General features: G+C 71.4%; 22 protein-coding genes. 10 read left to right on the top strand and 12 right to left on the bottom strand.

The features are described from left to right. The 5 genes from E0493_RS19155 to E0493_RS19135 form a co-directional block, all read left to right on the top strand. Positions 1–1,176 (top strand): murein hydrolase activator EnvC family protein (locus E0493_RS19155; protein WP_160938867.1); only part of this gene is annotated, 1,176 nt, incomplete at its 5' end. Positions 1,177–1,313: 137 nt separating this feature from the next. Continuing rightward, complete coding sequence (locus E0493_RS19150) at positions 1,314–2,696, top strand: S41 family peptidase (RefSeq protein ID WP_235913884.1); 1,383 nt, start codon at positions 1,314–1,316, stop codon at positions 2,694–2,696. 58 nt (positions 2,697–2,754) lie between these two features. Beyond that, positions 2,755–3,969 carry a divergent polysaccharide deacetylase family protein gene (locus E0493_RS19145; protein ID WP_160938865.1) on the top strand — a complete coding sequence of 405 codons (1,215 nt, stop codon included), beginning with the start codon at positions 2,755–2,757 and terminating at the stop codon, positions 3,967–3,969. A gap of 3 nt (positions 3,970–3,972) precedes the next feature. Further along, positions 3,973–4,455, top strand: a complete 483-nt coding sequence (locus E0493_RS19140; RefSeq protein WP_160938864.1) for an RNA pyrophosphohydrolase — start codon at positions 3,973–3,975, stop codon at positions 4,453–4,455. A 107-nt stretch (positions 4,456–4,562) separates the two neighbouring features. Next, on the top strand, positions 4,563–6,242 hold the full coding sequence (locus E0493_RS19135) for a methyl-accepting chemotaxis protein (protein WP_160938863.1): 1,680 nt from the start codon (positions 4,563–4,565) through the stop codon (positions 6,240–6,242). 177 nt (positions 6,243–6,419) lie between these two features. On the opposite strand, the gene E0493_RS19130 is transcribed toward E0493_RS19135, so the two are convergent. After that, on the bottom strand, positions 6,420–7,745 hold the full coding sequence (locus tag E0493_RS19130) for a TldD/PmbA family protein (protein WP_160938862.1): 1,326 nt from the start codon (positions 7,743–7,745) through the stop codon (positions 6,420–6,422). Then, on the bottom strand, positions 7,742–9,007 hold the full coding sequence (locus E0493_RS19125; RefSeq protein ID WP_160938861.1) for a M16 family metallopeptidase: 1,266 nt from the start codon (positions 9,005–9,007) through the stop codon (positions 7,742–7,744). The genes E0493_RS19130 and E0493_RS19125 overlap by 4 nt, the downstream gene beginning before the upstream one ends. 226 nt (positions 9,008–9,233) lie before the next feature. Between E0493_RS19125 and E0493_RS19120 the strand changes: the two genes are divergently transcribed. Both E0493_RS19120 and E0493_RS19115 read left to right on the top strand, forming a co-directional pair. Continuing rightward, positions 9,234–9,728 carry a septal ring lytic transglycosylase RlpA family protein gene (locus tag E0493_RS19120; protein ID WP_160938860.1) on the top strand — a complete coding sequence of 165 codons (495 nt, stop codon included), beginning with the start codon at positions 9,234–9,236 and terminating at the stop codon, positions 9,726–9,728. A 225-nt stretch (positions 9,729–9,953) separates the two neighbouring features. Beyond that, positions 9,954–10,391 (top strand): septal ring lytic transglycosylase RlpA family protein, encoded by a 438-nt coding sequence (locus E0493_RS19115; protein WP_160938859.1) that lies wholly within the window; start codon positions 9,954–9,956, stop codon positions 10,389–10,391. A gap of 89 nt (positions 10,392–10,480) precedes the next feature. Here the strand turns inward: E0493_RS19115 and thrC are convergent, their stop codons facing one another. Next, entirely contained in the window at positions 10,481–11,887 is a 1,407-nt protein-coding gene (gene thrC / locus E0493_RS19110) for a threonine synthase (RefSeq protein ID WP_160938858.1), read from the bottom strand. 175 nt (positions 11,888–12,062) lie between these two features. Here thrC and E0493_RS19105 point away from each other — a divergent pair, with 175 nt between their 5' ends. The 3 genes from E0493_RS19105 to E0493_RS19095 all read left to right on the top strand — a co-directional run bounded on the left by E0493_RS19105 (position 12,063) and on the right by E0493_RS19095 (position 16,268). Beyond that, positions 12,063–13,841, top strand: a complete 1,779-nt coding sequence (locus tag E0493_RS19105; RefSeq protein ID WP_160938857.1) for a S9 family peptidase — start codon at positions 12,063–12,065, stop codon at positions 13,839–13,841. Between the two features lie 6 nt (positions 13,842–13,847). Further along, positions 13,848–14,924, top strand: coding sequence for an aminotransferase class I/II-fold pyridoxal phosphate-dependent enzyme (locus tag E0493_RS19100; RefSeq protein ID WP_160938856.1), 1,077 nt, complete (start codon positions 13,848–13,850; stop codon positions 14,922–14,924). 225 nt (positions 14,925–15,149) lie between these two features. Next, positions 15,150–16,268: a THUMP domain-containing class I SAM-dependent RNA methyltransferase gene (locus E0493_RS19095; protein WP_160938855.1), complete on the top strand. Its 1,119-nt coding sequence runs from the start codon at positions 15,150–15,152 to the stop codon at positions 16,266–16,268. Positions 16,269–16,319: 51 nt separating this feature from the next. Here E0493_RS19095 and E0493_RS19090 read toward each other — a convergent pair whose 3' ends face one another. The 9 genes from E0493_RS19090 to E0493_RS19050 form a co-directional block, all read right to left on the bottom strand. Then, a complete protein-coding gene (locus tag E0493_RS19090; RefSeq protein ID WP_160938854.1) occupies positions 16,320–16,781 on the bottom strand; it encodes a RidA family protein in 462 nt (153 codons plus the stop codon). Then, positions 16,778–17,833, bottom strand: coding sequence for an alanine racemase (locus tag E0493_RS19085; protein ID WP_160938853.1), 1,056 nt, complete (start codon positions 17,831–17,833; stop codon positions 16,778–16,780). The genes E0493_RS19090 and E0493_RS19085 overlap by 4 nt, the downstream gene beginning before the upstream one ends. Before the next feature lie 81 nt (positions 17,834–17,914). Next, entirely contained in the window at positions 17,915–18,997 is a 1,083-nt protein-coding gene (locus E0493_RS19080) for an endo-1,4-beta-xylanase (protein ID WP_235913883.1), read from the bottom strand. Positions 18,998–19,029: 32 nt separating this feature from the next. Continuing rightward, complete coding sequence (locus E0493_RS19075) at positions 19,030–19,884, bottom strand: acyl-ACP desaturase (RefSeq protein WP_160938851.1); 855 nt, start codon at positions 19,882–19,884, stop codon at positions 19,030–19,032. 109 nt (positions 19,885–19,993) lie between these two features. Next, on the bottom strand, positions 19,994–20,407 hold the full coding sequence (atpC, locus tag E0493_RS19070; RefSeq protein WP_160938850.1) for an ATP synthase F1 subunit epsilon: 414 nt from the start codon (positions 20,405–20,407) through the stop codon (positions 19,994–19,996). Positions 20,408–20,430: 23 nt separating this feature from the next. Continuing rightward, positions 20,431–21,861: a F0F1 ATP synthase subunit beta gene (gene atpD, locus E0493_RS19065; RefSeq protein WP_160938849.1), complete on the bottom strand. Its 1,431-nt coding sequence runs from the start codon at positions 21,859–21,861 to the stop codon at positions 20,431–20,433. A gap of 73 nt (positions 21,862–21,934) precedes the next feature. Next, positions 21,935–22,819, bottom strand: coding sequence for a F0F1 ATP synthase subunit gamma (locus E0493_RS19060; protein ID WP_160938848.1), 885 nt, complete (start codon positions 22,817–22,819; stop codon positions 21,935–21,937). Between the two features lie 21 nt (positions 22,820–22,840). Continuing rightward, the gene (atpA, locus tag E0493_RS19055; RefSeq protein ID WP_160938847.1) at positions 22,841–24,376 is read right to left on the bottom strand and encodes a F0F1 ATP synthase subunit alpha; all 1,536 of its coding nucleotides are present in this window, start codon (positions 24,374–24,376) and stop codon (positions 22,841–22,843) included. 1 nt (position 24,377) lies between these two features. Then, positions 24,378–24,959: a F0F1 ATP synthase subunit delta gene (locus tag E0493_RS19050; protein ID WP_160938846.1), complete on the bottom strand. Its 582-nt coding sequence runs from the start codon at positions 24,957–24,959 to the stop codon at positions 24,378–24,380. Between the last annotated feature and the right edge of the window lie 28 nt (positions 24,960–24,987).

Raw genomic sequence — 24,987 nt, 5'->3', positions numbered from 1 at the left:
GCCCAGGAGGCGGCCGCCGAGGCGGAGCGCGCCGCGCGCGGAGCGGCCGAGACGGAGCAGCAGCTGGCCGAGCAGCGCGCCGCCGCCGGCCGCCGTGCCGTGGCCGCTGACGCCGCCGCCGACGCCGCCGCCAGGCGGGCCCGCGAAGCGGCCGCCATCCGCGATGCCGCGCTGGTTGATCTCGGCCGCCGCGCTGAAGCCATGGCGCCGCTGCTGCCGCTGATGCGGCGCCTGCAGCAATGGCCGGCCGAGACCCTGCTCGCGGTTCCCGGCGATCCCGAGACGACGCTGCGCGGGGTTCTGGTGCTGCGCAGCCTGATGCGCCACCTCTCGGCCGAGGCGGAGGCGCTGCGGCAGGCCCAGGCGGTCGCCGCCGAGGCCACCCGGCACGCGCAGGCGGAGGCGTTGGAGCTGGACGAGGCGCGGGCGGAGGTGCGCGCCGCCGCCGCCGCCGTGGAAGCCGCCCTGGCCGATGCCAGGAGCCGCCACACCGCCCTGGAGCAGGAGCGGATGGAGGCGGCGAAGCAGGCCGCCGCCACCGCCGCCCATGCCTCCACCCTGCGGGACATGCTGGAGCGGCTGGAGCAGGCGCGCGCCAGGGCCGAGGCCGAGGCGAAGGCGCGGGCCGAGCGCGAGGCTGGCGAGCGCGCCGCCCGGCTGCGGGCCGAGCGCGAGGCGGAGGCCGCCGAGGGCCGCGCCCAAGCGGCGCGGGACCAGGCGGCGAGGGACCAAGCGGCGAGGGAGGAGGCGGCACGCCGGCAGCATGCCAGCGCCGCCCCCGCGGTGCCGGTGCCGCAGGGCGGGCGGGCGGTGCCGGTGGCCGGCCGCATCTCGCGCGACTTCGGCGACAGCGGCGCCGGCGGTCCGGCGCGCGGCCTGACCTATGCGGCGCCGCCCGGCGCGCGCGTGGTCAGCCCCTGCCGTGGCAGCATCGCCTTTGCCGGCCCCTTCCGCTCCTATGGCCAGCTGTTGATTGTGGATTGCGGCCGAGGGTACCATTTCGTCCTGGCCGGCCTGGACCGGCTGGATGCCGAGCTCGGCGCGCGGGTGCTGGCCGGTGAGGCGGTGGGGCAGCTGGGTGACGGGGGAGAGGATGGTCGGGCCGCTCTCTACGTGGAGTTGCGCCGAGACGGGAAGCCGGTTGATCCGAAGGGCTGGTTCCGGGTCAGAAGCTGAGTCCGGTGACCGGCCATGCTGGATTGTCGAAAAAGGTTTCAGCTTGCCCCTTTCGTGCAAAAGCGCTCTAGGGTGGCATGGAGAGCGGCGGGACTTGCCGCTGCGAAAGGATAGCTGACCGAATGAGAGGTCGCCGCATGAAGTCTGGAATGCGCGTGGCAGGCGTGGTTGGGGCCGCGTTCCTTGCCGGCACGGTGCTGGGTCCGGTGGTCATGCCGCCGATGGTTTCCGCCGTTGCCCAGGAGACCGGCAACCGCGCCGAGACCTACCGCCTGCTGAACCTGTTCGGCGACATCTTCGAGCGCATCCGGGCCGAGTATGTCGAGCCGGTCAATGACCGGGACGCGATCGAGAACGCGATCAACGGCATGCTGCAGGGGCTCGATCCGCACAGCAGCTACATGAATGCCCGCTCCTTCCGCGACATGCAGGTGCAGACCCGCGGCGAGTTCGGCGGCCTCGGCATCGAGGTCAGCCAGGAAGGCGGCTATGTGAAGGTGATCAGCCCGATCGACGACACCCCCGCCGCGCGGGCGGGCGTCAAGCCGGGCGACCTCATCACGCATCTGAACGGCAAGTCCGTGCAGGGCCTGACCCTGCAGGAGGCGGTCGAGCAGATGCGTGGCGAGCGGGGCAGCAGCATCAAGCTGACCATCCGCCGCCCCGGCGCCGACACGCCGATCGAGCTGAGCCTGACGCGCGACGTGATCCGGCCGCAGGTCGCGCGCTTCCGCCTGGAGGGCAACGACGTCGCCTATGTCCGCCTCGCCTCCTTCAACGAGCAGACCGAGAGCGCGCTGCGCAGCGCCATCAGCACCATGCGCAAGCAGGCCGGCGGCACGCTGAAGGGCATCATCCTCGACCTGCGCAACAACCCGGGCGGGCTGCTCGACCAGGCCGTGCAGGTCTCGGACGACTTCCTGGAGCAGGGCGAGATCGTCTCCACCCGGGCCCGCCGGCCGGACGACTCCCAGCGCTGGAACGCCAAGCCCGGCGACATCACCAGCGGCGAGCGGGTGGTGGTGCTGGTGAACGGCGGTAGCGCCTCGGCCAGCGAGATCGTGGCCGGCGCGCTGCAGGACCACCGCCGCGCCGTGGTGCTCGGCACCAAGTCCTTCGGCAAGGGCAGCGTGCAGACCGTGATTCCGATCCCCGGCAACGGCGCGATCCGGCTGACCACGGCGCGCTACTACACGCCCTCCGGCCGCTCCATCCAGGGCCTCGGCATCACGCCGGACATCGAGGTGCTGGCGCAGCGGCAGGACGACAAGGCGCCGCTGCGCGACCGCGAGGCGGACCTTCGCGGCGCCCTGAGCAACGACAACGGCACCCATGAGGTGGCGCCGCTGCCGCCGCTGAAGCTGCCGCCCGGCGTGGCCGACAAGGTTTCCCGCCTGCCGCCGGAGGGGGCGCCCGCCTTCGACCCGACCAAGCCGGAGACCGACTTCCAGCTGCAGCAGGCGGCATCGCTGCTGCGGGCCTGGGCGGCGGCCGAGCCGCAGCGCCGGGCCGCCCGCTGAGCCCGGGCTGAGCGAGGCCGCGATCCCCGGGACGGACCCATCAGCGGGCGGGCGCGGCGTGCGATGGGCCTGGCGTGCGCTGGGCGCCTTCTGGGCCCTGGTGGCCGCCGGGACGGTCGGCGGCGTGCTGGCGCTGAACCACCTCGGGCCGCCGGAGCGGGCCACGCCGCTTGCCGCGGCGCGTCCCACGGCGGCGCCGCCCGCACCGCAGGCTGACCCTCCGTTGCCGAAGACCCCCTCCGCCGAGCCGGCGGAGGGCACGACGCCCCCTTCCGCCAAGCCGGCGGAGGGCCCAACGCTCCCTGCCGAGCCGCCGGCAGCCGGGAGCGGTTCCGGGCAGGTGGCCGGCCTGACCGTCGCGCCGCTGGCACCGCTGCCGGAAAAGGCAGCACCGATGGCGCCGCCCGAGGCGCCGCCGCCGCCCCCCCTGCCCGCCGCCGCCGCCGAACAGGACGGCGCCGCCCCGATCTCCCCGCCGGACCCGGCCTTGCTGGAATCCTCGACCTTTGGTGCGCTGCCCCGGATCGGGCCCGCAGGGCGCGAGCCGCGCCAGGTCTATGCCCGCCCCTTCGATGCCCAGGACCCGCGCCCGCGCGTGGCGCTGGTGATCGGCGGGCTGGGCAGCGCCGCTCCTCGCTCGGCGGAGGCAATCCGCCGGCTGCCGGCGGCCGTCACCCTGGCCTTCGAGCCACAGGCGGTGCGGCCCGACCTGCTGCTGGAGCAGGCCCGGCGGCGGGGCATGGAGGTCGTGCTGGCGCTGCCGCTGGAATCGGCCGCCGCCGAGCCCGGCGAAACCCTGCTGAGCGCCGGCCTGGACTGGGAGCAGAATCGCGACCGGCTGTTCCGCGCGCTCGGCCGCTTCGCCGGCTACGCCGGAACGGTCGGCGCGCTGGGCGGCGAGCGCGGGGAGCGCTTCGCCGCCGAAACGGAACAGATGGAGCGGCTGGAGGCCGAGCTACGCGGCCGGGGCCTGTTCTACCTGGACCCGCGGCGGCAGGCCCCCGCCCCCACCGCGGTCTGGGGCGCCCGCGCCGACCTGGTGCTGGACGAGCCGCTGACGCGGGGCGAACTCGAGCACCGCCTCGGCATGCTGGAGCGCCTCGCCCGCGAGCATGGCAGCGCCATCGGACTGGCCGGCTCGCCGGCACCCATGCTGGTGGACCGGATCGCCACCTGGGCGGAAGGGCTGGCCGCCGAGGGACTGGTCCTGGCCCCCTTGAGCGCCGTGGTCCGGCCGCCGCAGGATGGGGCCGCTTCCGCCGCCACGAGATGACCGATGCCCGACCTTCCGCCTGACCTTCCCTACCGCCGCAATGTCGGCGCCGTGCTGTTCAACCGGCAGGGCCATGTGTTGATCGCCCGCCGCGCCGACGTGGCGCAGGACGCTTGGCAACTCCCGCAGGGCGGCCTGGACGAGGGGGAGGAGCCGCGCCAGGCCGTGCTGCGCGAGCTGCGGGAGGAGATCGGCACCGACAGGGCCGAGATCATCGGCGAGGTGCCGGAGTGGCTGCGCTACGACCTGCCGGCGGAGCTGGTCGGCACCGCGCTCGGCGGCAAGTACCGTGGCCAGATGCAGAAATGGTTCGCGCTGCGCTTCCAGGGCGAGGACGCCGACATCCGGCTGGACCTCGACGGCCATCCGGAGTTCAACGCCTGGCGCTGGGAGCGGCTGGAGGAGCTGCCCCGGATCGTGGTGGCCTTTCGCCGCCCGATCTACGAGCGGCTGGTGGAAGCCTTCGCCCCCTTCACCATTGTCTAACTCTTTTCACGATTTCGCGATTTAATCCGGGCGGCGTGCCGGTTTCAACCGGCTGGAAAGGCCGTTGCGCCCTGATGCTCCCCTTTCCATCCAGGGAGCACGGGGCCATGGCAGGCTTCCTCAACCGCCTGAACATCCGCAGCAAGATGCTGGCCGCCTTTGGCCTCCTGCTGGCGATCTCGATCGGCAACGGCCTCTACGGGGCCTCGCAGCTCCAGCAGCTCAACGAGAGCATGCTCGATATCCGGGAGAACTGGCTGCCTTCCGTGAAGAAGCTGGGCGCCATGCAGCTCATGGCGTCGCGCGAGCGCGTGCGGGCCGCCCGCCTGATCGCCACGGCTGATCCCGAGGCGCGGCGCAAGATCGAGGGCGAGGTGGCGGCGATGAGCCAGCAGCTCGCCCAGGAAATCGCCAGCTACAGGTCGCTGATCTCCTCGTCGGAGGAGCGGCAGCTCTTTGAGCGCTTCGAGGCCGAATACCGCGCCTACAGCGCGCTGACCGGCCCGCTCCTGGTGGCGCGGGACGCCGCCGCGCTGCAGGCCTTCAACACCGATTCGGCCATCGCCCAGCGCAAGATGCTCGGCACCCTGGACGACCTGATCAAGCTGAACGAGCGCGGCGTCGCGGCGGCGGGCGAACAGTCCAATGCCGCCTACCACCAGGCGCTGACAGGCACCGCCATTTCCGTTCTGCTGGCGCTCCTGGCCGGGCTTGGCGCCGCGCTGTGGCTGGACCGCAACATCACCCGCGACGTTGTGCGGCTCTCCGAGGCGCTGCGCCGGGTGGCACGGCGCGACTATGCCTTCAACCTGCCCGGCCAGGGGCGGCAGGACGAGATCGGGGGCATGGCGCAGGCGCTGGACGAATGCCGGAGCGGCCTGCAACAGGCGGATGCCCTTGCCGTCACGCAGGAGGAGGAACGCACCGCGAAGGAGCGCCGCGCCAGCCGCCTGGGCGACCTGGTCGGCCAGTTCGAGCAGAAGGTGGGCGAGATGGTCGGCATGCTGGCCGCCGCCTCCACCGAGCTGGAATCGACCGCGCGGTCCATGTCGGGCATCGCCAGCCAGACGGGGAAGCAGTCCGACGCGGTGCTGACGGCGGCGCGGCAGGCCGGCGGCGGGGTGCAGACGGTGGCCACCGCGGCGGAGGAGCTGAGCGCCTCGATCGGCGAGATCAGCCGTCAGGTGGCGCAGGCCACGGGCGTGACGGCGCGCGCCGTGCAGGACGCCCAGCGCACCGACGCCACCGTGCGCGCACTCGCCGAGAGCGCGACCCGCATCGGCGAGGTGGTCGGGCTGATCAACGACATCGCCGGGCAGACCAACCTGCTGGCGCTGAACGCCACCATCGAGGCGGCGCGGGCCGGCGAGGCCGGCAAGGGCTTCGCCGTGGTGGCCTCCGAGGTGAAGTCGCTCGCCGCGCAGACCGCCAAGGCGACCGAGGAGATCCGCAGCCAGATCACCCAGATCCAGGCGGCCACGCAGCAGGCGGTGAACGACATCCAGGCGATCACCGGCACGATCGACGCGGTGAGCAGCATCACCGTCACCATCGCCTCGGCCGTGGAGCAACAGGGTGCCGCGACGGCGGAGATCGCCCGCACCGTGGCGGAGACGGCGCAGGCCACGGGCGCGGTGACGGAGAACATCGCGGCGGTGAGCGAGGGGGCCGGCAACACCGGGGCGGCGGCGGGCGAGGTGCTGACCGCCTCGGGCGAGCTGTCGCGCCAGTCCGAGCAGCTCAGCAGCGAGGTGCGCAGCTTCATCGCCCAGGTGCGGGCGGCCTGACGGTCAGGGCGGCGCAGGCGGACATGGAGTGCCGGGGGAGACTGAATTCTCCCCCGGATCCCCTTTTCTTCTTTTTGTCGGTTATTGCTGCGCGGGCGGGACGCGCTCACGCCGGAGCTGAAGGAACCCCGGCGACTGCAACCGGCAAGGCGTCAGGAAGGGCAGCCTGGCCCGTCCTTATGCCCCCGCGACCGTCATTCCCTCGACCCGCAACGTCGGCGCATCGGTGCCGCGCCGGAAACGCAGGTCGTTGGCGGCGGTCATGTTCAGGAACATGTCCTTCAGGTTGCCGGCGATGGTGATGCCGCTCACCGCCTCGGCCAGCGCGCCGTCGCGGATCATGAAGCCGGCGGCGCCGCGGCTGTAGTCGCCGGTGACGCCGTTCACGCCGGAGCCGATCATCTCGGTGACGTAGATGCCCTCCCCGATACCGGCCAGCAGTTCGGCGGGCGGCAGGGTGCCGCCGTCCAGCCACAGGTTCGTTGTGGAGGGCGAAGGCGGCGAGGAGATGCCCCGGCTGCCATGGCCGTTGGAGGCCAGGCCGAGCTGCCGCGCGCTGCGCCAGTCCAGCACCCAGTGGCGCAGGATCCCGTCCTCCACCAGGGCGAGCGGCTCGCCGGGCATGCCCTCCCCGTCGAAGGGGCGGGAGCGCAGGCCGCGGCGGCGCAGCGGGTCGTCGCGCAGGCTGAGGCCGGCGGCGAGCACCGGCTGGCCCATCCGGTCGCGCAGGAAGGAGGTGCCGCGCGCGACGGAGGCGCCGTTCAGCGCCCCGGCCAGATGGCCGGCCAGCGAGCCGGCCACGCGTGGGTCATAGACCACCACGCGCTTCGCCGTCTTCGGCCGGGTCGGGTTCAGCCGCGCCACCGCGCGCTCGCCGGCGCTGCGGCCGAGCGCCGCCGCGTCCTCCAGGTCCGCCAGATGCACGGCGCTGCTGTAGTCGTAGTCCCGCTCCATGCCGGTGCCGCTGCCGGCCAGCGCGGTGACGGAGATCGAGTGCCCGCTGCGGGCATATTCCCCGGCGAAGCCGTTGGAGGCGACCAGCGCGACAGCGGTGCGGGAGAAGCCGGCCTCGGCCCCTTCGCTGTTGGTCACGCCGGCAATGGCGAGCGCCGCCTCCTCGGCCGCCGCGGCGCGGGCGATCAGCGCCTCGGCGTCGGGTTCGGCGCCGTCCTCCAGGTCGAGGTCCTGCGGCCGCAGGGGGCGGAACTCGCCCAGGCCGCCGAAGCGGTCCTCCGGCACGGCGCGCGCCATGGCCACCGCTCGCTCCGCCAGCTCGCCGAAGCCCTTGGGGTCCGGGTCGGTGGTGGAGACGATGGCCTGCCGCCGCCCGATGAAGACGCGCAGGCCGAGATCCATCCCCTCGGAGCGTTCCAGATGCTCCACCTTGCCCAGCCGCCGCTGCACGGAAAGCGCCGTGCCGGTGACGAGCAGCGCGTCGGCCGCGTCGGCACCGGCCGCGCGGGCGGCGGCCACGAGGGATTCCAGACGCTCCAGACGGTTCATGCCGCGAGCTTCTCCGTGATGCTGGGGAGGGTGGGCACCTTGCCGGCCGGGCCGAGCGCGGCCAGCGTCGGCCGCGAGCGGAAGATCTGCGCCGCCGCGTGCTGCACCTGCTCCACCGTCACCGCGGCGATCTTCGCCTTGGTCTCCTCGACGGGAATGACGCGGCCATGCACCTGGATCTGCCGGGCGAGCTGCTCGCAGCGGCTGCCGGTGGATTCAAGCGACATCAGCACCGAGGCGCGCAGCTGCGCCTTGGCGCGGTTCAGCTCGTCCTCCGTCACGTCGTGCTGGACGCGCTTCAGCTCCTCCAGCGCCACCGGCACCAGCTCGGCCGCCTGCTGCTCGCCGGTGCCGGCGTAAAGCGCGAAGAGGCCGCCGTCGCGGAAGGGCTGGGCGAAGGAATAGATCGAATAGACCAGCCCGCGCCGCTCGCGGATCTCCTGGAACAGGCGGGAGGACATGCCGCCGCCAAGCAGGGTCGAGAGCAGCATGGTGGGGTAGTGCAGCGGCGTCGCCACCGCCGGGCCCTCGAAGCCCAGCACCACATGGACCTGGTCCAGGTCGCGCTCCTCGCGGAACTCGCCGCCGCCGTAGCGGGCGGGCTCGGCGGGCGTCTGGCTGACCGTCGGCAGGTCGGCGAAGTTGCGCTTCACCAGCTCCACCAGGTTGTCGTGTTCCAGCGCGCCGGCGGCGGCCACCACCATGCGGCTGGGGCCGTAGTGGCGGCGCATGTAGCCGGTCAGCACCTCGCGGCCCATGCCGCCGATGCTGGCCTCGGTGCCGAGCGTTGGCCGGCCCATCGGCTGGTCCGGAAAGGCGGTACCCTGGAAATGGTCGAAAATGATGTCGTCCGGCGTGTCGTTCGCCTGGCCGATCTCCTGCAGGATGACGCCGCGCTCGCGCTCCAGCTCCTCCGGCACGAAGGTGGAGTGGGTCAGGATGTCGCCGAGGATGTCCGCGGCGAGCGGCATGTCCTCCTTCAGCACCTTGGCGTAGTAGGCCGTCTGCTCGCGCGCCGTATAGGCGTTGAGGTGCCCGCCGACATTCTCGATCTCGCGGGCGATCGCCGCCGCGTCCCGCTTCGCGGTGCCTTTGAAGGCCATGTGCTCCAGGAAGTGCGAGGCGCCGTTCTCCGCCACCGTCTCGTCCCGGGTGCCGGCATGGACGTAGGCGCCGATGGAGACGGTCTCCACCCGCGGCATGGTCTCGGAAACGATCGTCAGGCCGTTCGGAAGGCGCGTCAGCCGCACCGCATCAGACATAGGGCTACATTTCCTGTGGTCGGCCCGGCGGAAGGGCTTCCTCCGGCGGGCGCATTGTCGTGGTTCCCAACGAATGTAATGCGGGAGTGGCAGGGATACGACCCCGGCCCCCGCGGCACAGAATCGAAACCGGAACAGGCGTCCCACGTTTGTCCGCCGCGAAGCCGCGAGCCTGACAAAAATTGGGCGATAAAACAATCCCTTGGAACAACCGGAGGTCATGCATATGCGACGTCTTGCCCGCCATTCCCCTGCCCGGACGGTTTTCAGACCCAGCCTCGCACCTGCCGCCGCGGGGCTGCTGCTGCTGACGGCCACGGCCTGCGCGCCGGCGGCCCCGCCGCAGCCGGAGCCGCCGCGGCCAGCCGTCTCCGATGCCGGCCCGCCCCCCGGCTCAGCCGAGAACCGTGGCGCCCGGCCACAGAAAGGCGCCGCCTCCTTCTATGCCGACCACTTCGAAGGCAAGACCATGGCCAATGGCGAGACCTTCACGCAGAGTTCCGATTCGGCCGCCAGCAAGACCCTGCCGCTGGGCACCAAGGCGCAGGTGAAGAACCTGGAGAACGGACGCACCGCCGTTGTCACCATCGAGGATCGCGGCCCCCATGTTCCGGGACGTGTGATCGACCTCAGCAAGAAGGTTGCCGAGCGGCTCGACATGGTGGAGGACGGAACCGCGCCCGTGGAGGTGAAGCCGCTGACGAACACCGCCCGCCGCTGACGGCCCGGCGGCCAGCGGTTGAACCTGCCGGCCGCCACGCCACATACGGATCAGCGGGTTCCAGCCAAATCTTGAGACAGGCTGTCAACGCATCTCCGCCAGCGCCCGAGCGTTGGCGATAACAGGAAGGGCGCTCCTCGCCACGAGGCCGTCCCTTTCCCCCGCCGCCGGCGCGTTCCGTCGCCCCGGCGCCGCAGAAGGAAAAACACAGAAAGGTCGGTCACCATGCGAGCTCTCAAACTCGCCGCGCTCGTTTTCGCCCTCGGCCTGAGCAGCGCGCTCGTTCCAGCGGATGCACGCGAGAATCGCCGCGAAACGGCCGCGCGGAACCAAACGGTGCAGGCGCAGCCACGTCAGGTGCGGCGAGGCCGCGCCTCGTACTATGCCAACCATTTCCACGGCAAGCGCATGGCCAATGGCAAGCGCTTCAACCGCAACTCCAACGCCGCCGCCAGCCGCACCCTGCCGCTCGGCACGCGCGCACGGGTGAAGAACCTGGAGAACGGCCGCACCGCGGTCGTGACCATTCAGGATCGTGGTCCGTTCAAGCCCGGCCGCATCATCGATCTCAGCCCGAGCACGGCGCGCAAGCTCGACATGATGGAGGACGGCGTGGCCATGGTCGAGGTCGTGCCGCTGAGCCTGCCCAACAACCCGGGCTGAGGGCCGGGGGAAGGCATCCCCCGAACTCCTCCCGCTTCCCATCCCGCGCCTGTCCCTCCCGGCCGCGCGGGACGACGCGGCAGGCCGTCTCAGGCCGCGTTGCGCCGGGCGTGCTGGCGGACCGCATCCTCCACGGCACCCAGCTCGGCCGGCAGCACGCCGTAGCGCTCCTCACGCGAGTAGAGGTCCGCGAGGCGCTCCGGCAGCGGCGGCCGGAAGCCGGTGGCCCGCTCCACCGCGTCCGGGAACTTGGCCGGATGCGCCGTGGCGGCGACGATCACCGGAATGCCGGTGTCTTCCGGCAGGTGGCCCCGCGCCGCGGCCATGCCGATGGCCGTATGCGGGTCGGCCAGATAGGCGCTCTCCCGCCACAGCCGGCGGATCTCCCCCAGCGTGCCCTCGTCGCTGAGGGTGGAGCCGTGGAACAGTGTCGTCGCCTTCTTCCAGGCGGTGTCGGGCACCGGCATATGCCCTTCGGCGCGGAAGCGGCGCATGATCTCCGTGGTGGCCGCGGGGTCACGGCCGAGCAGCTCGAACAGCAGCCGCTCGAAGTTGGAGGAGACCTGGATGTCCATGCTCGGCGAGAGCGAGGGCTCCACCGACTGCACGCGCATGTCGTTGGCGGCCAGGAAGCGGGCCAGGATGTCGTTGCGGTTGGCGCCGATGATCAGCCGCTCGATCGGCAGGCCCATCCGTCGTGCCACCCAGGCGGCCAGCACGTTGCCGAAGTTGCCGGTGGGCACGGAAACCGCGACCGGCCGGTCCGGCGCGCCCAGCGCCAGCGCGGCATAGGCGTAGTAGGGCACCTGCGCGGCGATGCGCGCCCAGTTGATCGAGTTCACCGCGGAAAGCCGCATCTCCCGGCGGAACGGCGCGTCGTTGAACATCGCCTTCACCAGGTCCTGGCAGTCGTCGAAGCTGCCCTCGATGGCGATGTTGCGGATGTTGGGCGCGAGCACCGTGGTCATCTGCCGCCGCTGCACCTCGGAGGTGCGGCCCTGCGGATGCAGGATGGCGACGTCGATGGCGGCGCGGTCGCGGAAGGCCTCGATGGCGGCGGAGCCGGTGTCGCCCGAGGTGGCGCCGACAATGGTCACGCGCTCGCCGCGCTTCGCCAGCACATGGTCGAAGAGCCGGCCCAGCATCTGCATCGCCATGTCCTTGAAGGCGAGCGTCGGGCCGTGGAACAGCTCCAGCGAGAACAGGCGCGGCGCCACCTGCACCAGCGGCGCGGTGGCGGCATGGCCGAAGCCGGCATAGGCGGCCTGGGCCAGTTCCAGCAGGGTCTCTTCGCCCAGCGAGCCCTCGGCGAAGGGCGCCATCAGCCGCGCCGCCACCTCCGGATAGGGCCGCCCGCGCAGCGCGCGCCACTCGGCCGCCGAGAGCAGCGGCCAGGACTCGGGCAGGAACAGGCCGCCATCCTCGGCCAGCCCGGCCAGCAGGACGCCTTCGAAATCGCGTGCGGGGGCTTCGCCCCGGGTCGAGACATAGCGCATGGGGGCGCAGAATAGGCCGCCGCGCGATGTGAAGCCATGCCGCCCGTACCCATAGGCCGCGCCCATAGCTTCGCCCATAGCTTCGCCCATAGCTTCGCCCCTAGCTTCGCCCCTAGCTTCGCCCCTAGCTTCGCCCCCCTTGGCGGGCGCGCCGAACAGGTCCACGAATTGCGTCATGACCGATGCCGCTGCCCTGCTGGAGCGCCTGCTCTCCACCCATGCCGCCACCCTTCCCGCCTTTGCCGGGAACGGGTCCCTTTTCTTCCTGCATGACGCCGAAGGCTCCTTGCAGGTCTGGGAAGTGCCCGCCGGGGGCGGCGCGCCCCGCGCCCGGACCGCGCATCGCGACGCGGTCGCCTTTGTCGCCGGCCTGCCGCAGGGCGGCGCCATCTTCGGCCGCGATGCGGCGGGCGACGAGCGGGTGCAGCTCTACCACCTGCCGCCGGAGGGCGAGGCCCGCCCCCTCACCGCCGCACCCAAGGTCATCCACGGCTGGGGCGCCATCTCCCCGGACGGCAGGCACGTCGCCTACACCGCCAACGCCCGCGACCCCGCCCATACCGATGCCTGGGTGATGGAGATCGCCACCGGCGAGGCCCGCTGCGTGGCCGAGGTGGAAGGGCCGCACGAGCTGCCCGCCTGGCACCCCGATGGCACGGCCGTGGTGCTGGCCACCGCGCCCCGCACCTTCGAGAGCAAGCTCCACCTCGTGCCGCTGGACGGCGGCGCCCGCACCGAGCTGACGGCGCATGACGCCGATGCCCGCCACATGAACCCGCGCTGGCGCAAGGATGGCAGCGGCTTCTGGCTGCTGGCCGACCGCGAGCGGGACTATCTCGGCCTCGCCTTCCTCAAGCCCGGTGGCGAGCCCGAGTGGCTCTACACGCCCGAGGCCGATGTCGAGAAGCTTGAGGCCTCGCCCGACCAGTCGCTGCTGGCCGTGGTGGTGAACGAGGGCGGCTATTCCCGCCTGCGCTTCCTCGACGCCGCCACCGGCGCCGTGCGCGGCGAGCCGGCGCATCCCGCCGGCGTCATCACCAAGCTCACCTGGGCCCCGGATGGGCGCAGCCTCGCCTTTGACCTCGCCGGCTTCCCCTTCCCTTCCGGCGTCTATCTCGCCCGCCCGGACTCCACGGAAACGCGGGCGGTGCATGCCGTGCCCGCGCAGCCCGGCCTCCACAACTGGGAAACCGTCGCCTTCCCCAGCCATGACGGGCGGCAGCTCCCGGCCTTCTTCGCCCTGCCCGAGGGCGAGGCGCCGGCGGGCGGCTGGCCGGTGCTGGTCTGGGTGCATGGCGGCCCGGCCATGCAGGCCCTGCCGAACTGGCGCGCCGACCTGCAGACCTTCCTCGCCATGGGCCTCGGCGTGCTGGTGCCGAACGTGCGCGGCAGCACCGGCTATGGCCGCGCCTATGCCGAGCTGGACGACCGCGAGAAGCGGCTGGACAGCGTGGCCGACCTTGCCTCCGCCCATGCCTGGCTTTCCGCCCGGCCGGAGGTGAACGGCGGCCGCATCGGCATCATGGGCCAGAGCTATGGCGGCTGGATGGTGCTGGCCGCCGTCACCGAATATCCGGAGCTCTGGGCAGCCGGCGTGGACTTCTACGGCATCGCCCGCTGGAAGACCTTCTTCGAGCGCACCGGCCCCTGGCGCGTCGGCCACCGTGCCGCCGAATACGGCGACCCCGTGCAGGATGCCGAACTGCTGGAGCGCCTCTCCCCGCTCAACTACGCCGACCGCATCCGCTGCCCCATGCTGATCGCCCAGGGCCTGACCGACCCGCGCGTGCCACCCTATGAGAGCGAGCAGATGGCCGAGTTGCTGCGTAGCCGCGGCGTGCCGGTGGAGTACCTGACCTTCCCCGACGAGGGCCACGGCTTCACCAAGCGCGACAACCGGCGCCGCGTCTTCAACGCGGTGATCGCCTTCCTGCGGCAGCACCTGCAGGGCTGACGGGCCATGTACGACCTTTGGGTCAACTACCCAGCGGTGCCCGTGCAGCAGGCGGCGGTCGCCGAGGCGCTGGGCCGCCTGGCCGCCGACCCGGCGGCGCTGCCCGCCCATTTCGGCCCGCCGCCGGGCGACCCCTCCGCCCGCGCGGCACTGGGCCTGTTCCTGGGCCTGGCCGCCGGGCAGGAGCTGGCGCTGACCTGCGGCGGCCAGTCGGCCCTCTCGGTCGCGCTGCTGGCGGCCCTCGGCGCCGCCGACCCGGCGCGGCGGCGCGTCGCGATGGAGGGCTACACCTTCCCAATGGCGCGGAACTTCTTCCGCATGGAGGGCATTCCCACCCTCGGCCTGCCGCTCGACGAGGAGGGCCTGCAAACCGATGCGCTGGAGCGCGCCCTCGCCTCCGCCGACCCGCCCGGCGTGCTCTACCTGATGCCGGTGCTGCACAATCCGCTCGGCCTGACCTACAGCGCCGCCCGGCTGCGGCGCATCGCCGCCATCGCCCGCTGCCACGGCCTTTGGGTGGTGGAGGACGAAGCCTATGCCTTTCTAGCCTCCCCGGAGCAGCGGCCGCCCACCCTCGCCAGCCTGATTCCCGAGCGGACGCTGGTGATGTGGAGCCTTTCCAAGGTCCTGTCGCTCTCGCTGCGGCTTGGGGCGCTGAGCCATCCGCCCGCGCTGGCCGATGCGGTGACGGAGCAGATCCGCATCCGTGGCCTGACCGGCAACCCCGTCGTGGCCGCCGCTGCCGCCGCGCTGGCAGCGGATGGGGGCGCGGCCCGGATCGTCGCGGAGAAGCGCGCCGAGGGCGAGCGCCGCCGCGCCATGGCACGCGACATCCTCGGCGCCCGCCGCTTCGCCGCCGATCCCGGCGCGAGCTGGCATATCTGGATGCACCGGCCGGAGGGCGAGGCCGAGGCCGCCTTCCTGGCCCGCGCGCGCGAAGCCGGCATCTCCATCGCCCCGGCGAAGCACTTCCACCACGCCGACCGCGAGGCGCCGCTGTTCCGCCTCTCGCTGGGAGGCGAGACCGATCCGGCACGGCTGGAGGCCGGGCTGAAGGTGCTGGCGAACCTCCTCGGGGACTGAATTCCGCTTCGGAACCGGGGGAGACTGCATTCTCCCCTGGGCCCCGTCCTCGTCCTTCTGCCGGTCCCCGGCACGTCTTCCTTCTGCCGGTCCCCGGCACGCGCGGAACGTGCCCGCGCCAGGACCGGCGCAGCCCCGGCGGATGGTGGTAAAAGGCACCGGCTTCCCTCAGATCCGACAGGCAAGACTGCCGCTGTGAACCACGCCTCCCCCCAAGCCGGTACGATGACGAACACCCAGGACTTCGAGATCTTTCTGGCGACCCTGCCAGGGCTGGAAGCCGTGCTGCACGACGAGGTGCGCACCAAAGGCTTCAAGCAGGCCAGGCCGGTTCCCGGCGGCGTCGTCATCCGGGGCGGCTGGCCGGAGGTCTGGCGCGCCAACCTTTGGGTCCGCGGCGCCGGGCGCGTGCTGGCGCGCCTCGATTCCTTCCGCGTCGTCCACCTCGCGCAGCTGGATGCCCGTGCCCGCCGCATCCCCTGGGGCAGCGTGCTGCGGCCCGATCTGCCCTTCCGCGTCGAGGCCAGTTGCGCGGAATCCCGCATCTACCACTCCGGCGCCGCGGCGGAGCGGATCGAGACCGCCATCCGGGAGACGCTCGGGGCCCCGCACGCGCCGGAGGACGGCATTCTCGTGCGCGCGCGCATCGAGCACGACCTCTGCACCATCAGCATCGATACCTCGGGCGAGCCGCTGCACAAGCGCGGCTACAAGGAGGCCGTCAACCGCGCGCCGATGCGCGAGACCATGGCCGCGCTCTTCCTGCGGCAATGCGGCTTCGACGGCAGCGAGCCCGTGCTCGACCCGATGTGCGGCTCGGGCACCTTTGTCATCGAGGCGGCGGAGATCGCGGCGCGGCTCAACCCTGGCCGTGCCCGCCGTTTCGCCTTCGAGCGCCTTGCCACCTTCGACGCCGAGGCCTGGGAGCGGATGCGCGCGGTGAAGAGCGCGCGCGCGCCGGCCGCCCGCTTCCACGGCAGCGACCGGGATGCCGGTGCGGTCGCCATGAGCCGGGCGAATGCCGAGCGCGCCGGCGTCACGGAATTCACCGAGTTCCGGCAGGCCACGATCAGCGAGGTCGCCCCGCCCGAGGGGCCGCCGGGGCTGGTCATTCTCAACCCGCCCTATGGCACCCGCATCGGCGACGGCAAGCAGCTTTCCCCGCTGTACCGCGCCCTGGGCCAGACGCTGCTGAGCCGCTTCGGGGGGTGGCGCGTCGGGATCGTCACCAACGAGCCCCGGCTGGCCCATGCGACCGGGCTGCCCTTCCTGCCGCCGGGCGCGCCGGTCCCGCATGGCGGACTGCGCGTCACCCTGTTCCGCACCGGGCCATTGCCCAACTGACAGAAGGAAGATGGGGGTTCGGGGGAATTCCTTCCCCCGAACTTTCTCTCCTCAGTCGAGGATGCGGATCACCGCCTCGATCTCGACCGGCACGTTGGAGGGCAGCGAGCCCATGCCGACCGCCGAGCGCGCGTGCCGCCCGTGCTCGCCCAGCACGTCCACGAGCAGGTTGGAGCAGGCGTCGATCACCTTGGGCTGGTCGCCATAGTCCGGCACGGCGTTGACCATGCCGAAGACCTTCAGCACCTCGACCTTCTCCAGCGAGCCGGCGGCTTCCCTGGCCACGGCGAGGATGTGCAGCCCGCAGAGCACCGCCGCCGCGCGCGCCTCCTCCAGGCCCAGGGCCTCGCCCACCTTGCCGGTGGTCAGCGAGCCATCGGCGTGGCGCGGCACCTGCCCGGAGATGTAGGCGACGTCGCCGGCGCGGCGGAACGGCACGTAGCTGAACAGCGGCTTGCCGACCTTGGGCAGGCTGTGGCCCAGCGCCTTCAGGCGCTCCTCCGCCGCGCTCACTGGCTGCGCCCCCGGGCGGCGACGTCGGTGAAGCCCTGGAAGGCCTCGCCGCGCGCGAAGGCCACGCGGTCCGCCAGGTTGCTGACGGGGCAGACATGGTTCGGCACCACGCGCAGCCGCTCGCCGAGCTGGGGCTTCCGCTCGCAGGCGGAGAGATCGACCATGCCGTGCTCCTCGCTCATCTTGTGCAGCTTGGCGCCGGGATAGGCGGGGAAGTAGCCATGCCCCTCGCCCGGGCCGCCCGGCATGATGTCGGCGGCGAAGACCTTCGAGCCGGCATCGATGATCGCCAGGTCCGGCCGCGGCCGGCTGATGACGGTGACGTGCAGGGTCAGCGCGCAGTCCTCCCAGCGGGCATGGCCGGCGCCGACCGTCATGCGGTCGTTGTAGATGTAGGTGCCGACGCGCAGCTCCGTCACTGGCGCCATCTCGTGCGTGCGGAAGGCGTTGGGGGTGCCACCGCCGGAGATCACGGGGGGCTCCAGCCCCTCGGCCTTCAGCCTGGGCAGCAGGTCGCGCAGGATCTCGCCGCTGCGGGCGCTGACGGGATAGTTCATCAGCCCGTCGAAGCGCACGCCCTCGGTGGCGCGGATGGCGCGGGCCAGCTCCACCACGCCGTCGATGCTGGTGACGCCGGTGCGGCCGTTGCCGCTGTCGAACTCGACCAGCACGCCGATCTCATGGCCGTGGCGCGCGGCGCGGGCCACCGTCTCCAGCGCCAGCGGGTTGTCAATCGAGACGCGCATCTTTGCGCGTCGCGCCAGGGCGGCGAGGCGCTCCGCCTTCGGCTCACCGACCAGCGGATAGGAGATCAGGATGTCGTCCAGCCCGGCATCGGCCATCACCTCGGCCTCGCCGAGCTTCTGGCAGGTGATGCCCCTGGCGCCCAGCTCCAGCTGGCGCCTGGCCAGGGCGGGGATCTTGTGGGTCTTGATGTGCGGGCGCAGGGCGAGACCGTGGGCGTCGCAATAGTCCTGCATCCGCTTCAGGTTGGCCTCGACGATGTCGAGGTCCACCACGGGAACGGGGGTTTCGAGGCTGGCGAGGTCCATGGGAGCTCCGGCTTGCCGTTTGGCCGCAGCAAACACCGGATGAACCGCTTTGTCGCCCCCCGGACTTTGAGTGCCGCCGCCTCACACGCCCTGGAAGGCGCGCGCCATGGCGTCCCACATCGGCTTGCGGCGGAACTGCGCGTCCAGCGGCAGGCCGCGATGGGTGCGCCCGCCCGGCAGGGCGACGCCCGGATCGGTCGTCAGCCAGGAATACTTGTCCGTCAGGCCCCAGGTGAGCACGGTGCGAACGCCGGCTCCGAGGGCGCATGACAGGAAGGCATAGGCCCGCTCGGCGACCAGGGCATCGCGCGCCGCCATGTCCTGCGGCGCCTGCCAGGTCTCGCGGATGTCGAGCTCGGTGATCAGCACCGCCACCCCCATCTGCCGCAACGCACCCACAAAGGCGGCGAAAGGCTCCGGCCGGAAGGGCTTGGCGAGCTGCAGGTGCGCCTGGATGCCCACCGCGTCCAGCGGCACGCCGCGGGAGAGCAGGCCGCGCACCAGGGCCAGCAGCCGGCGCCGCTTCTCGGCCGCGGCAGGGGTATCCTCCGAGACGCCATACTCGTTGATGGTCAGGCGCAGCGTGGGGTCGCGCTCGCGCGCCATGCGCAGCGCCGTCTCGACGTAGCCGGGGCCGAGGGCGCGCAGCCAGGGCGTGTCGCGCAGCTCGCCGGGCGTGTTCTGCGGCTGATCGCTGCCGGGCGGGTTGGCGACCATCTCGTTCACCACGTCCCAGTCGCGGATCTGCGCCCGCGTATGGGCCAGCACGAAGTCCATGTGAGCGCCCAGCACCGCCAGGGCGCGCTCCCGCCCTTCCTTCAGCGCCTCGGCCACCCAGTCCGGCAGGGAGTTGTGCCAGACCAGCGCGTGGCCGCGCACGGGCTGGGCATGCGCCTGTCCCCAGCGCAGAATGGTGTCCAGCGCCGCCGTCTCGAAGCGGCCTTCCCGCGGCTGCAGCGCCGCCCATTTGGCCGCCCATTCCGGCACCAGCATGCCCGGCTCGGTGGCGAAGGCCCGCGCGTACTCCGGATCCTTCTGCAACAGCGAATCCTGCACCGCCGCGCCAAAGGTCACGCCGTTCTGGCGCGCGATGGCACCGAGATCCGCCGCCTGTGGCTGGGCGCGGACCGCGCCCGGCCCTTGCACCGCCAGCGCCGCGAGCAACCCTCCGGCCCCGCGGCGCGTCAGGCGCGCGCTCAGGCAGCCACCTGCTGCGCGCCGGAGGGCGGGGCGGCGGCGAGCTCGCGCTGGTAGCGGCCATGCCGCCATTGCAGCAGGCGCCAGGCGCCCTTGGCCGCCATGCCCGCCATGCGCCCGCGCGGCGTCAGCCCGACCGACTTGAAGATCATGCCCATTCCGCGCTCGATGTGCCGGAAGCGGTAATAGCCCATGGCGCGGCCCATATAGGCCGCGGTGCAGCGCTTGTGGTCGAAGGCCACGCCCTCGGCCTCATTGCCGCAATGGAAGGCGAAGGCCAGCTCGTCATCCTCCGACTCGCCGATGCGTCCGGCGGCGACGCGCAGGCGCTGCGGGAAGGAGAGCTTCTCGCGCGCCAGGTAGCGCTTCATGTGGTCGTAGAAGAGCTTGAAGTGGCGGTACTCGTCCGCCGCGATCAGCTTGCAGACCTCCTTCAGCACCGGCTCCTCCGTCGATTCGCCGAGCGCGGTGTAGTAGGAGGAGGTGCCCGTCTCGACCATGCAGCGGGCGATCAGCTCGCCGGTGCGGCTGCCGCGCACGGAGGCGTCGGCGTTAACGTCGATCTTGTAGCCCTCGCGGTAGCGCCGGAAGGCGGTGTCGAACTCCCAGGTGGGATCGGCCAGCATGGCCCAGCGGCCGAGCGCGTCGCCGTGCTGCACCTCCTCGACGGCCCAGTTGTCGGCGGCCTGGCGGAAGTCCGGGTCGTCGCCGAAGACGCGGTTGAGATAGACGGCGTAGTCCAGGCCGTTCTTCTCGACCATGGCCGCAGCCTTCACCAGCGGAACGATGCCCGGATCGAGCCGTGCGGGATCGAAGCGGTTCCACGCCACCTGCTCGATGTGCCAGTGCTTCATGCCGCTCCCATCAATCCAAGGGGGCGCAAAAAAGAAGCGCCATTCGCGGGATGATCCGCGAATGGCGCCGGAAATCAAGCCGTGCTCCCCGCAAATGCGGGGGAGCGGGTCAGGCGGCCTCGGCGGCCACCGACATCTCCCGCGCGGCGAGCAGGCGGGCCATGATGGCCTCCCGCTCCTCGGGCGCGGTCTCCACCGTGGTGGCGGCATAGGCCGCCTCGGCCTCCTGCACCCGGGTCGCCGCCGTGGCGCGGGAGAGCTGGGCGACCGGGGTCGCCTCGTCCGCCAGCACCGTGACGCGCCCCGGGGTGATCTCCGCGAAGCCGCCCATGACGAACAGCCGCTCGGTGACCTGCCCGTTCTCCTGCACGCGGATGACGCCGCCCTTGAGGGCGACGATCATCGGCGCCTGGCCGGGCAGCACGCCCATCTCGCCCTCGGCCGCCGGGATGATGACCATCTCGACGGGGCGGGACAGCAGCAGCTTCTCCGGGCTGACCAGTTCCAGGTCGAAGGTCGCCATGGATCGGTTCCCTCCTCTGGGCCTTAGGCCGCGGCCTTCAGGGACTCACCCTTCTTCACCGCGTCCTCGATGGTGCCGACCATGTAGAAGGCGGCCTCCGGCAGGTGGTCGTACTCGCCCTTGCAGATGGCAGCGAAGGAGCGGACCGTGTCCTCCAGCTTCACGAAGACGCCGGGGGTGCCGGTGAACACCTCGGCCACGTGGAAGGGCTGGGAGAGGAAGCGCTGGATCTTGCGCGCGCGCGCCACGATCAGCTTGTCCTCTTCCGAAAGCTCGTCCATGCCGAGAATGGCGATGATGTCCTGCAGGGACTTGTAGGTCTGCAGGATGCGCTGCACCTCGCGGGCGGTGGTGTAGTGCTCCTCGCCGACGATGCGCGGGTCGAGCGCGCGGGAGGTGGAGTCCAGCGGATCGACGGCCGGGAAGATCGCCTGCTCCGCGATCGAGCGGGAGAGCACCGTCGTCGCGTCGAGGTGGGCGAAGGAGGTAGCCGGCGCCGGGTCGGTCAGGTCGTCCGCGGGGACGTAGATGGCCTGCACCGAGGTGATGGAGCCCTTCTTCGTCGAGGTGATCCGCTCCTGCAGCGCGCCCATGTCGGTGGCCAGCGTCGGCTGGTAGCCCACCGCGGAGGGGATGCGGCCAAGCAGCGCCGACACCTCGGCGCCCGCCTGGGTGAAGCGGAAGATGTTGTCGATGAAGAAGAGCACGTCCTGGCCCTGCTCATCGCGGAAGTATTCCGCCATGGAGAGGCCGGAGAGCGCGACGCGGGCGCGGGCGCCCGGCGGCTCGTTCATCTGGCCATAGACCAGCGCCACCTTGGAGCCGTCGGTCGAGCCGTCGTCGTTCAGCTTGATGACGCCGGCGTCGATCATCTCATGGTAGAGGTCGTTGCCCTCGCGGGTGCGCTCGCCGACGCCCGCGAAGACAGACACGCCGCCATGGCCCTTGGCGATGTTGTTGATCAGCTCCTGAATCGTCACGGTCTTGCCGACGCCGGCACCGCCGAACAGGCCGATCTTGCCGCCCTTCAGGTAGGGGGCCAGCAGGTCAATGACCTTGATGCCCGTGACCAGGATCTCGGCCGAAGTGGCCTGATCCTCGAACAGGGGCGCCTGGCGGTGGATGGTGTAGGTCTTGTCAGCCTTCACCGCGCCACGCTCGTCGATCGGCTCGCCGATGACGTTCAGGATGCGGCCGAGCGTGCCCTCGCCCACCGGCACGGCGATGCCCTTGCCGGTGTCCACCGCCTCGGCACCGCGGATCAGGCCGTCGGTGGTGTCCATGGCGATGGTGCGGACGGTGCGCTCGCCGAGGTGCTGCGCGACTTCCAGCACCAGGGTGCGGTCGCCGATCTTCACCTGCAGCGCGTTCTGCATGGAGGGCAGTTCGGCGGGGAACTGCACGTCCACGACGGCGCCCAGCACCTGCGTGACCTTGCCAACATTGTTCTTCATGGCTGTGCTCATTCCCCTCGGATCATCGGCTGATGCGATTCACGGTCCGCGCCCGCGGTGCTGCGCGCTCGCATCAGAGCGCCTCGGCCCCGGAGATGATCTCGATCAGCTCACGGGTGATGTTCGCCTGACGCGTGCGGTTGTAGGTCAGGGTCAGCTTGTTGATCATGTCGCCGGCGTTGCGGGTCGCGTTGTCCATCGCGTTCATCTGCGACCCGAAGAAGCCGGCGCTGTTCTCCAGCACCGCACGGTAGATCTGGATGGCCAGGTTCTTGGGCAGCAGCTGCGCCAGGATGGTGGCCTCGTCCGGCTCGTACTCGTACAGCGCCTGCGCCGTGGTGGCGTTCGCCGGCGCCGCCTCGGGCAGTTCGGCGGGGATCAGCTGCTGGCCCACGGGGACCTGGCTGATCACGCTGCGGAACTGGTTGTAGATCAGCGTGCAGACGTCGAACTCGCCGTGCTCGAGCATGGCGGTGATGCGCTGCGCGATCTCGTCCGCCTCCTCGAAGCCGACGCGGCGCTTGCCCTGGAAGGTGATCTCGCCCACGAAGCGGGAGGCGAACTCACGCTTCAGGTAGGCGGCACCCTTGCGGCCGATGGTCATGACCTTGACGGTCTTGCCCTCGGCCTCCAGCTCGCGGATGCGGTTGCGCGCGAAGCGCCCCACATTGGTGTTGAACGGCCCGGCCAGGCCGCGGTCGCCGGTGACGACGACCAGCAGATGCGTCTGGTTGCGGCCGGTCCCGACCAGCAGCTTCGGCGCATCCGGGCTGCCGGCGACGGCGGCGCCGAGGGAGGCCAGCATCCGCGCCATGCGCTCGGCATAGGGGCGGGCCGCCTCGGCCTGGGACTGGGCGCGGCGGAGCTTCGCCGCCGCGACCATCTTCATCGCCTGGGTGATCTTCCGGGTGGATTTGACGCTGTTGATGCGCCCCCGGAGTTCCTTGAGGTTGGCCATGCTGCCTGCCCTGGCCCGTCCTCAGCGCGCGAAGGACTTGGCGAAGTCGTCCATGAAGGACACCAGCTTCGCCTCGTTCTCCTTGGTGATCTCCCGCTTCTCGCGGATGCTCTCCAGGATCTCCGGCGCGTTGGCCTTCACCGAGGAGAGCAGCTGCCGCTCGAAGGCGCCGACCTTGCCCACCTCGATCTTGTCGAGGTAGCCGCGCACGCCGGCGAACAGGGAAACCACCTGCTCCTCGACCGGCACCGGCTGGAACTGCGGCTGCTTCAGCAGCTCGGTCAGCCGCGCGCCGCGCGCCAGCAGGGCCTGGGTGGAGGCGTCGAGGTCGGAGGCGAACTGGGCGAAGGACGCCATCTCGCGGTACTGCGCCAGCTCCAGCTTGATCTTGCCGGCCACCTGCTTCATCGCCTTGATCTGCGCGGCGGAACCGACGCGCGAGACCGAGAGGCCGACGTTCACGGCGGGGCGGATGCCCTTGAAGAACAGTTCCGTCTCCAGGAAGATCTGCCCGTCGGTGATCGAGATCACGTTGGTCGGAATGTAGGCGGAAACGTCGCCGGCCTGCGTCTCGATGACCGGCAGCGCGGTCAGCGAGCCGGCGCCGTGGTCGTCGTTCATCTTCGCCGCGCGCTCAAGCAGGCGGGAATGCAGGTAGAAGACGTCGCCCGGATAGGCCTCGCGGCCCGGCGGGCGGCGCAGCAGCAGCGACATCTGGCGGTAGGCGACGGCCTGCTTCGACAGATCATCGTAGATGATCAGCGCGTGCATGCCGTTGTCGCGGAAGAACTCGCCCATGGCGCAGCCGGCATAGGGCGCCAGGAACTGCATCGGCGCCGGGTCGGAGGCGGTGGCGGCGACGACGATGGAGTACTCCATCGCGCCGTTCTCCTCCAGCGTCTTGACCAGCTGGGCGACCGAGGAGCGCTTCTGGCCGACGGCGACGTAGATGCAGTAGAGCTTCTTCGCCTCGTCGTCGCCGGCATTGATCGGCTTCTGGTTGATGATGGTGTCCACCAGCACGGCGGTCTTGCCGGTCTGGCGGTCACCGATCACCAGCTCGCGCTGGCCACGGCCGATCGGGATCAGGGCGTCGATCGCCTTGATGCCGGTCTGCATCGGCTCGTGCACGGACTTGCGCGGGATGATGCCCGGCGCCTTCACCTCGACCAGCGCCGGCTTGACGTCGGTCAGCGGGCCCTTGCCGTCGATCGGGTTGCCGAGGCCGTCGACCACGCGGCCGAGCAGCCCCTTGCCAACGGGAACCTGCACGATGTCGCCGGTGCGGGAGACGGTGTCGCCCTCGCGGATGTTGCTGTCGTCACCGAAGATCACGACGCCGACATTGTCGGTCTCGAGGTTCAGCGCCATGCCCTTGAGGCCGGCGGAGGGGAACTCCACCAGCTCGCCGGCCATGACGTTCTGCAGGCCATAGACGCGGGCAATGCCGTCGCCCACAGTCAGCACGGTGCCGACCTCGGCAACATTCGCCTCGGCATCGAAGCCGGCGATCTGCTGCTTCAGGATCTCCGAGATCTCGGCGGGACGGATCTCCATATCAGGCGGCCCCCTTCATGGCGTACTGCAGGCGCTGCAGCTTGGACTTGATCGAGCTGTCGTAGAGGCGGGATCCGAGGCGGACGACCAGCCCACCCAGCAGGGTGGGGTCGAGGCGCTCGACCAGCTTCACGTTCGAATAACCGGCCTCGGTGAGGCGCGCAGTAAGCTGCGTGCGCTGCACGTCGGTCAGCGGGTGGGCGGTGGCGACCTCGGCCGTCTGCTGGCCGCGCTGCTCGGCGAGCAGCCCGCCAAAGGCGGCGATGACGTCCGGCAGGGCGGCCAGGCGGCGGTTGGCGATCAGCACGCCCACCAGCTTGCGGACGTCGCCGCCCACCTTGGCACGGTCGAGGATGGCGAAGGCGCCGCGCTGCTGCGAGGCGGCGTCCAGGCGCGGGTCCTGGAGAAAGGCGCGGAAGGCCGCATCCCTCGCCACGAGGTCCTGCAGGCGGTCCAGGTCGCCGGCGATGGCGTCCACCGCCTTCTTTTCCTTCGCCAGTTCCAGCAGGGCCAGCGCGTAGCGCTGGGCGAGGCCGGAGGGATGGGTCGCGCTGGGCGAGACGTTGGTCGCTTCGGAGGCCACGGAGGATCCCGTTCTCTGCTATCCCGGC

The organism is Teichococcus coralli, assembly GCF_009829925.1.
GTDB classification, from domain to species: domain Bacteria; phylum Pseudomonadota; class Alphaproteobacteria; order Acetobacterales; family Acetobacteraceae; genus Pseudoroseomonas; species Pseudoroseomonas coralli.
The sequence above is the reverse complement of the archived record's forward strand: the minus strand, read 5'-3'. Positions and strand labels throughout refer to the sequence as shown.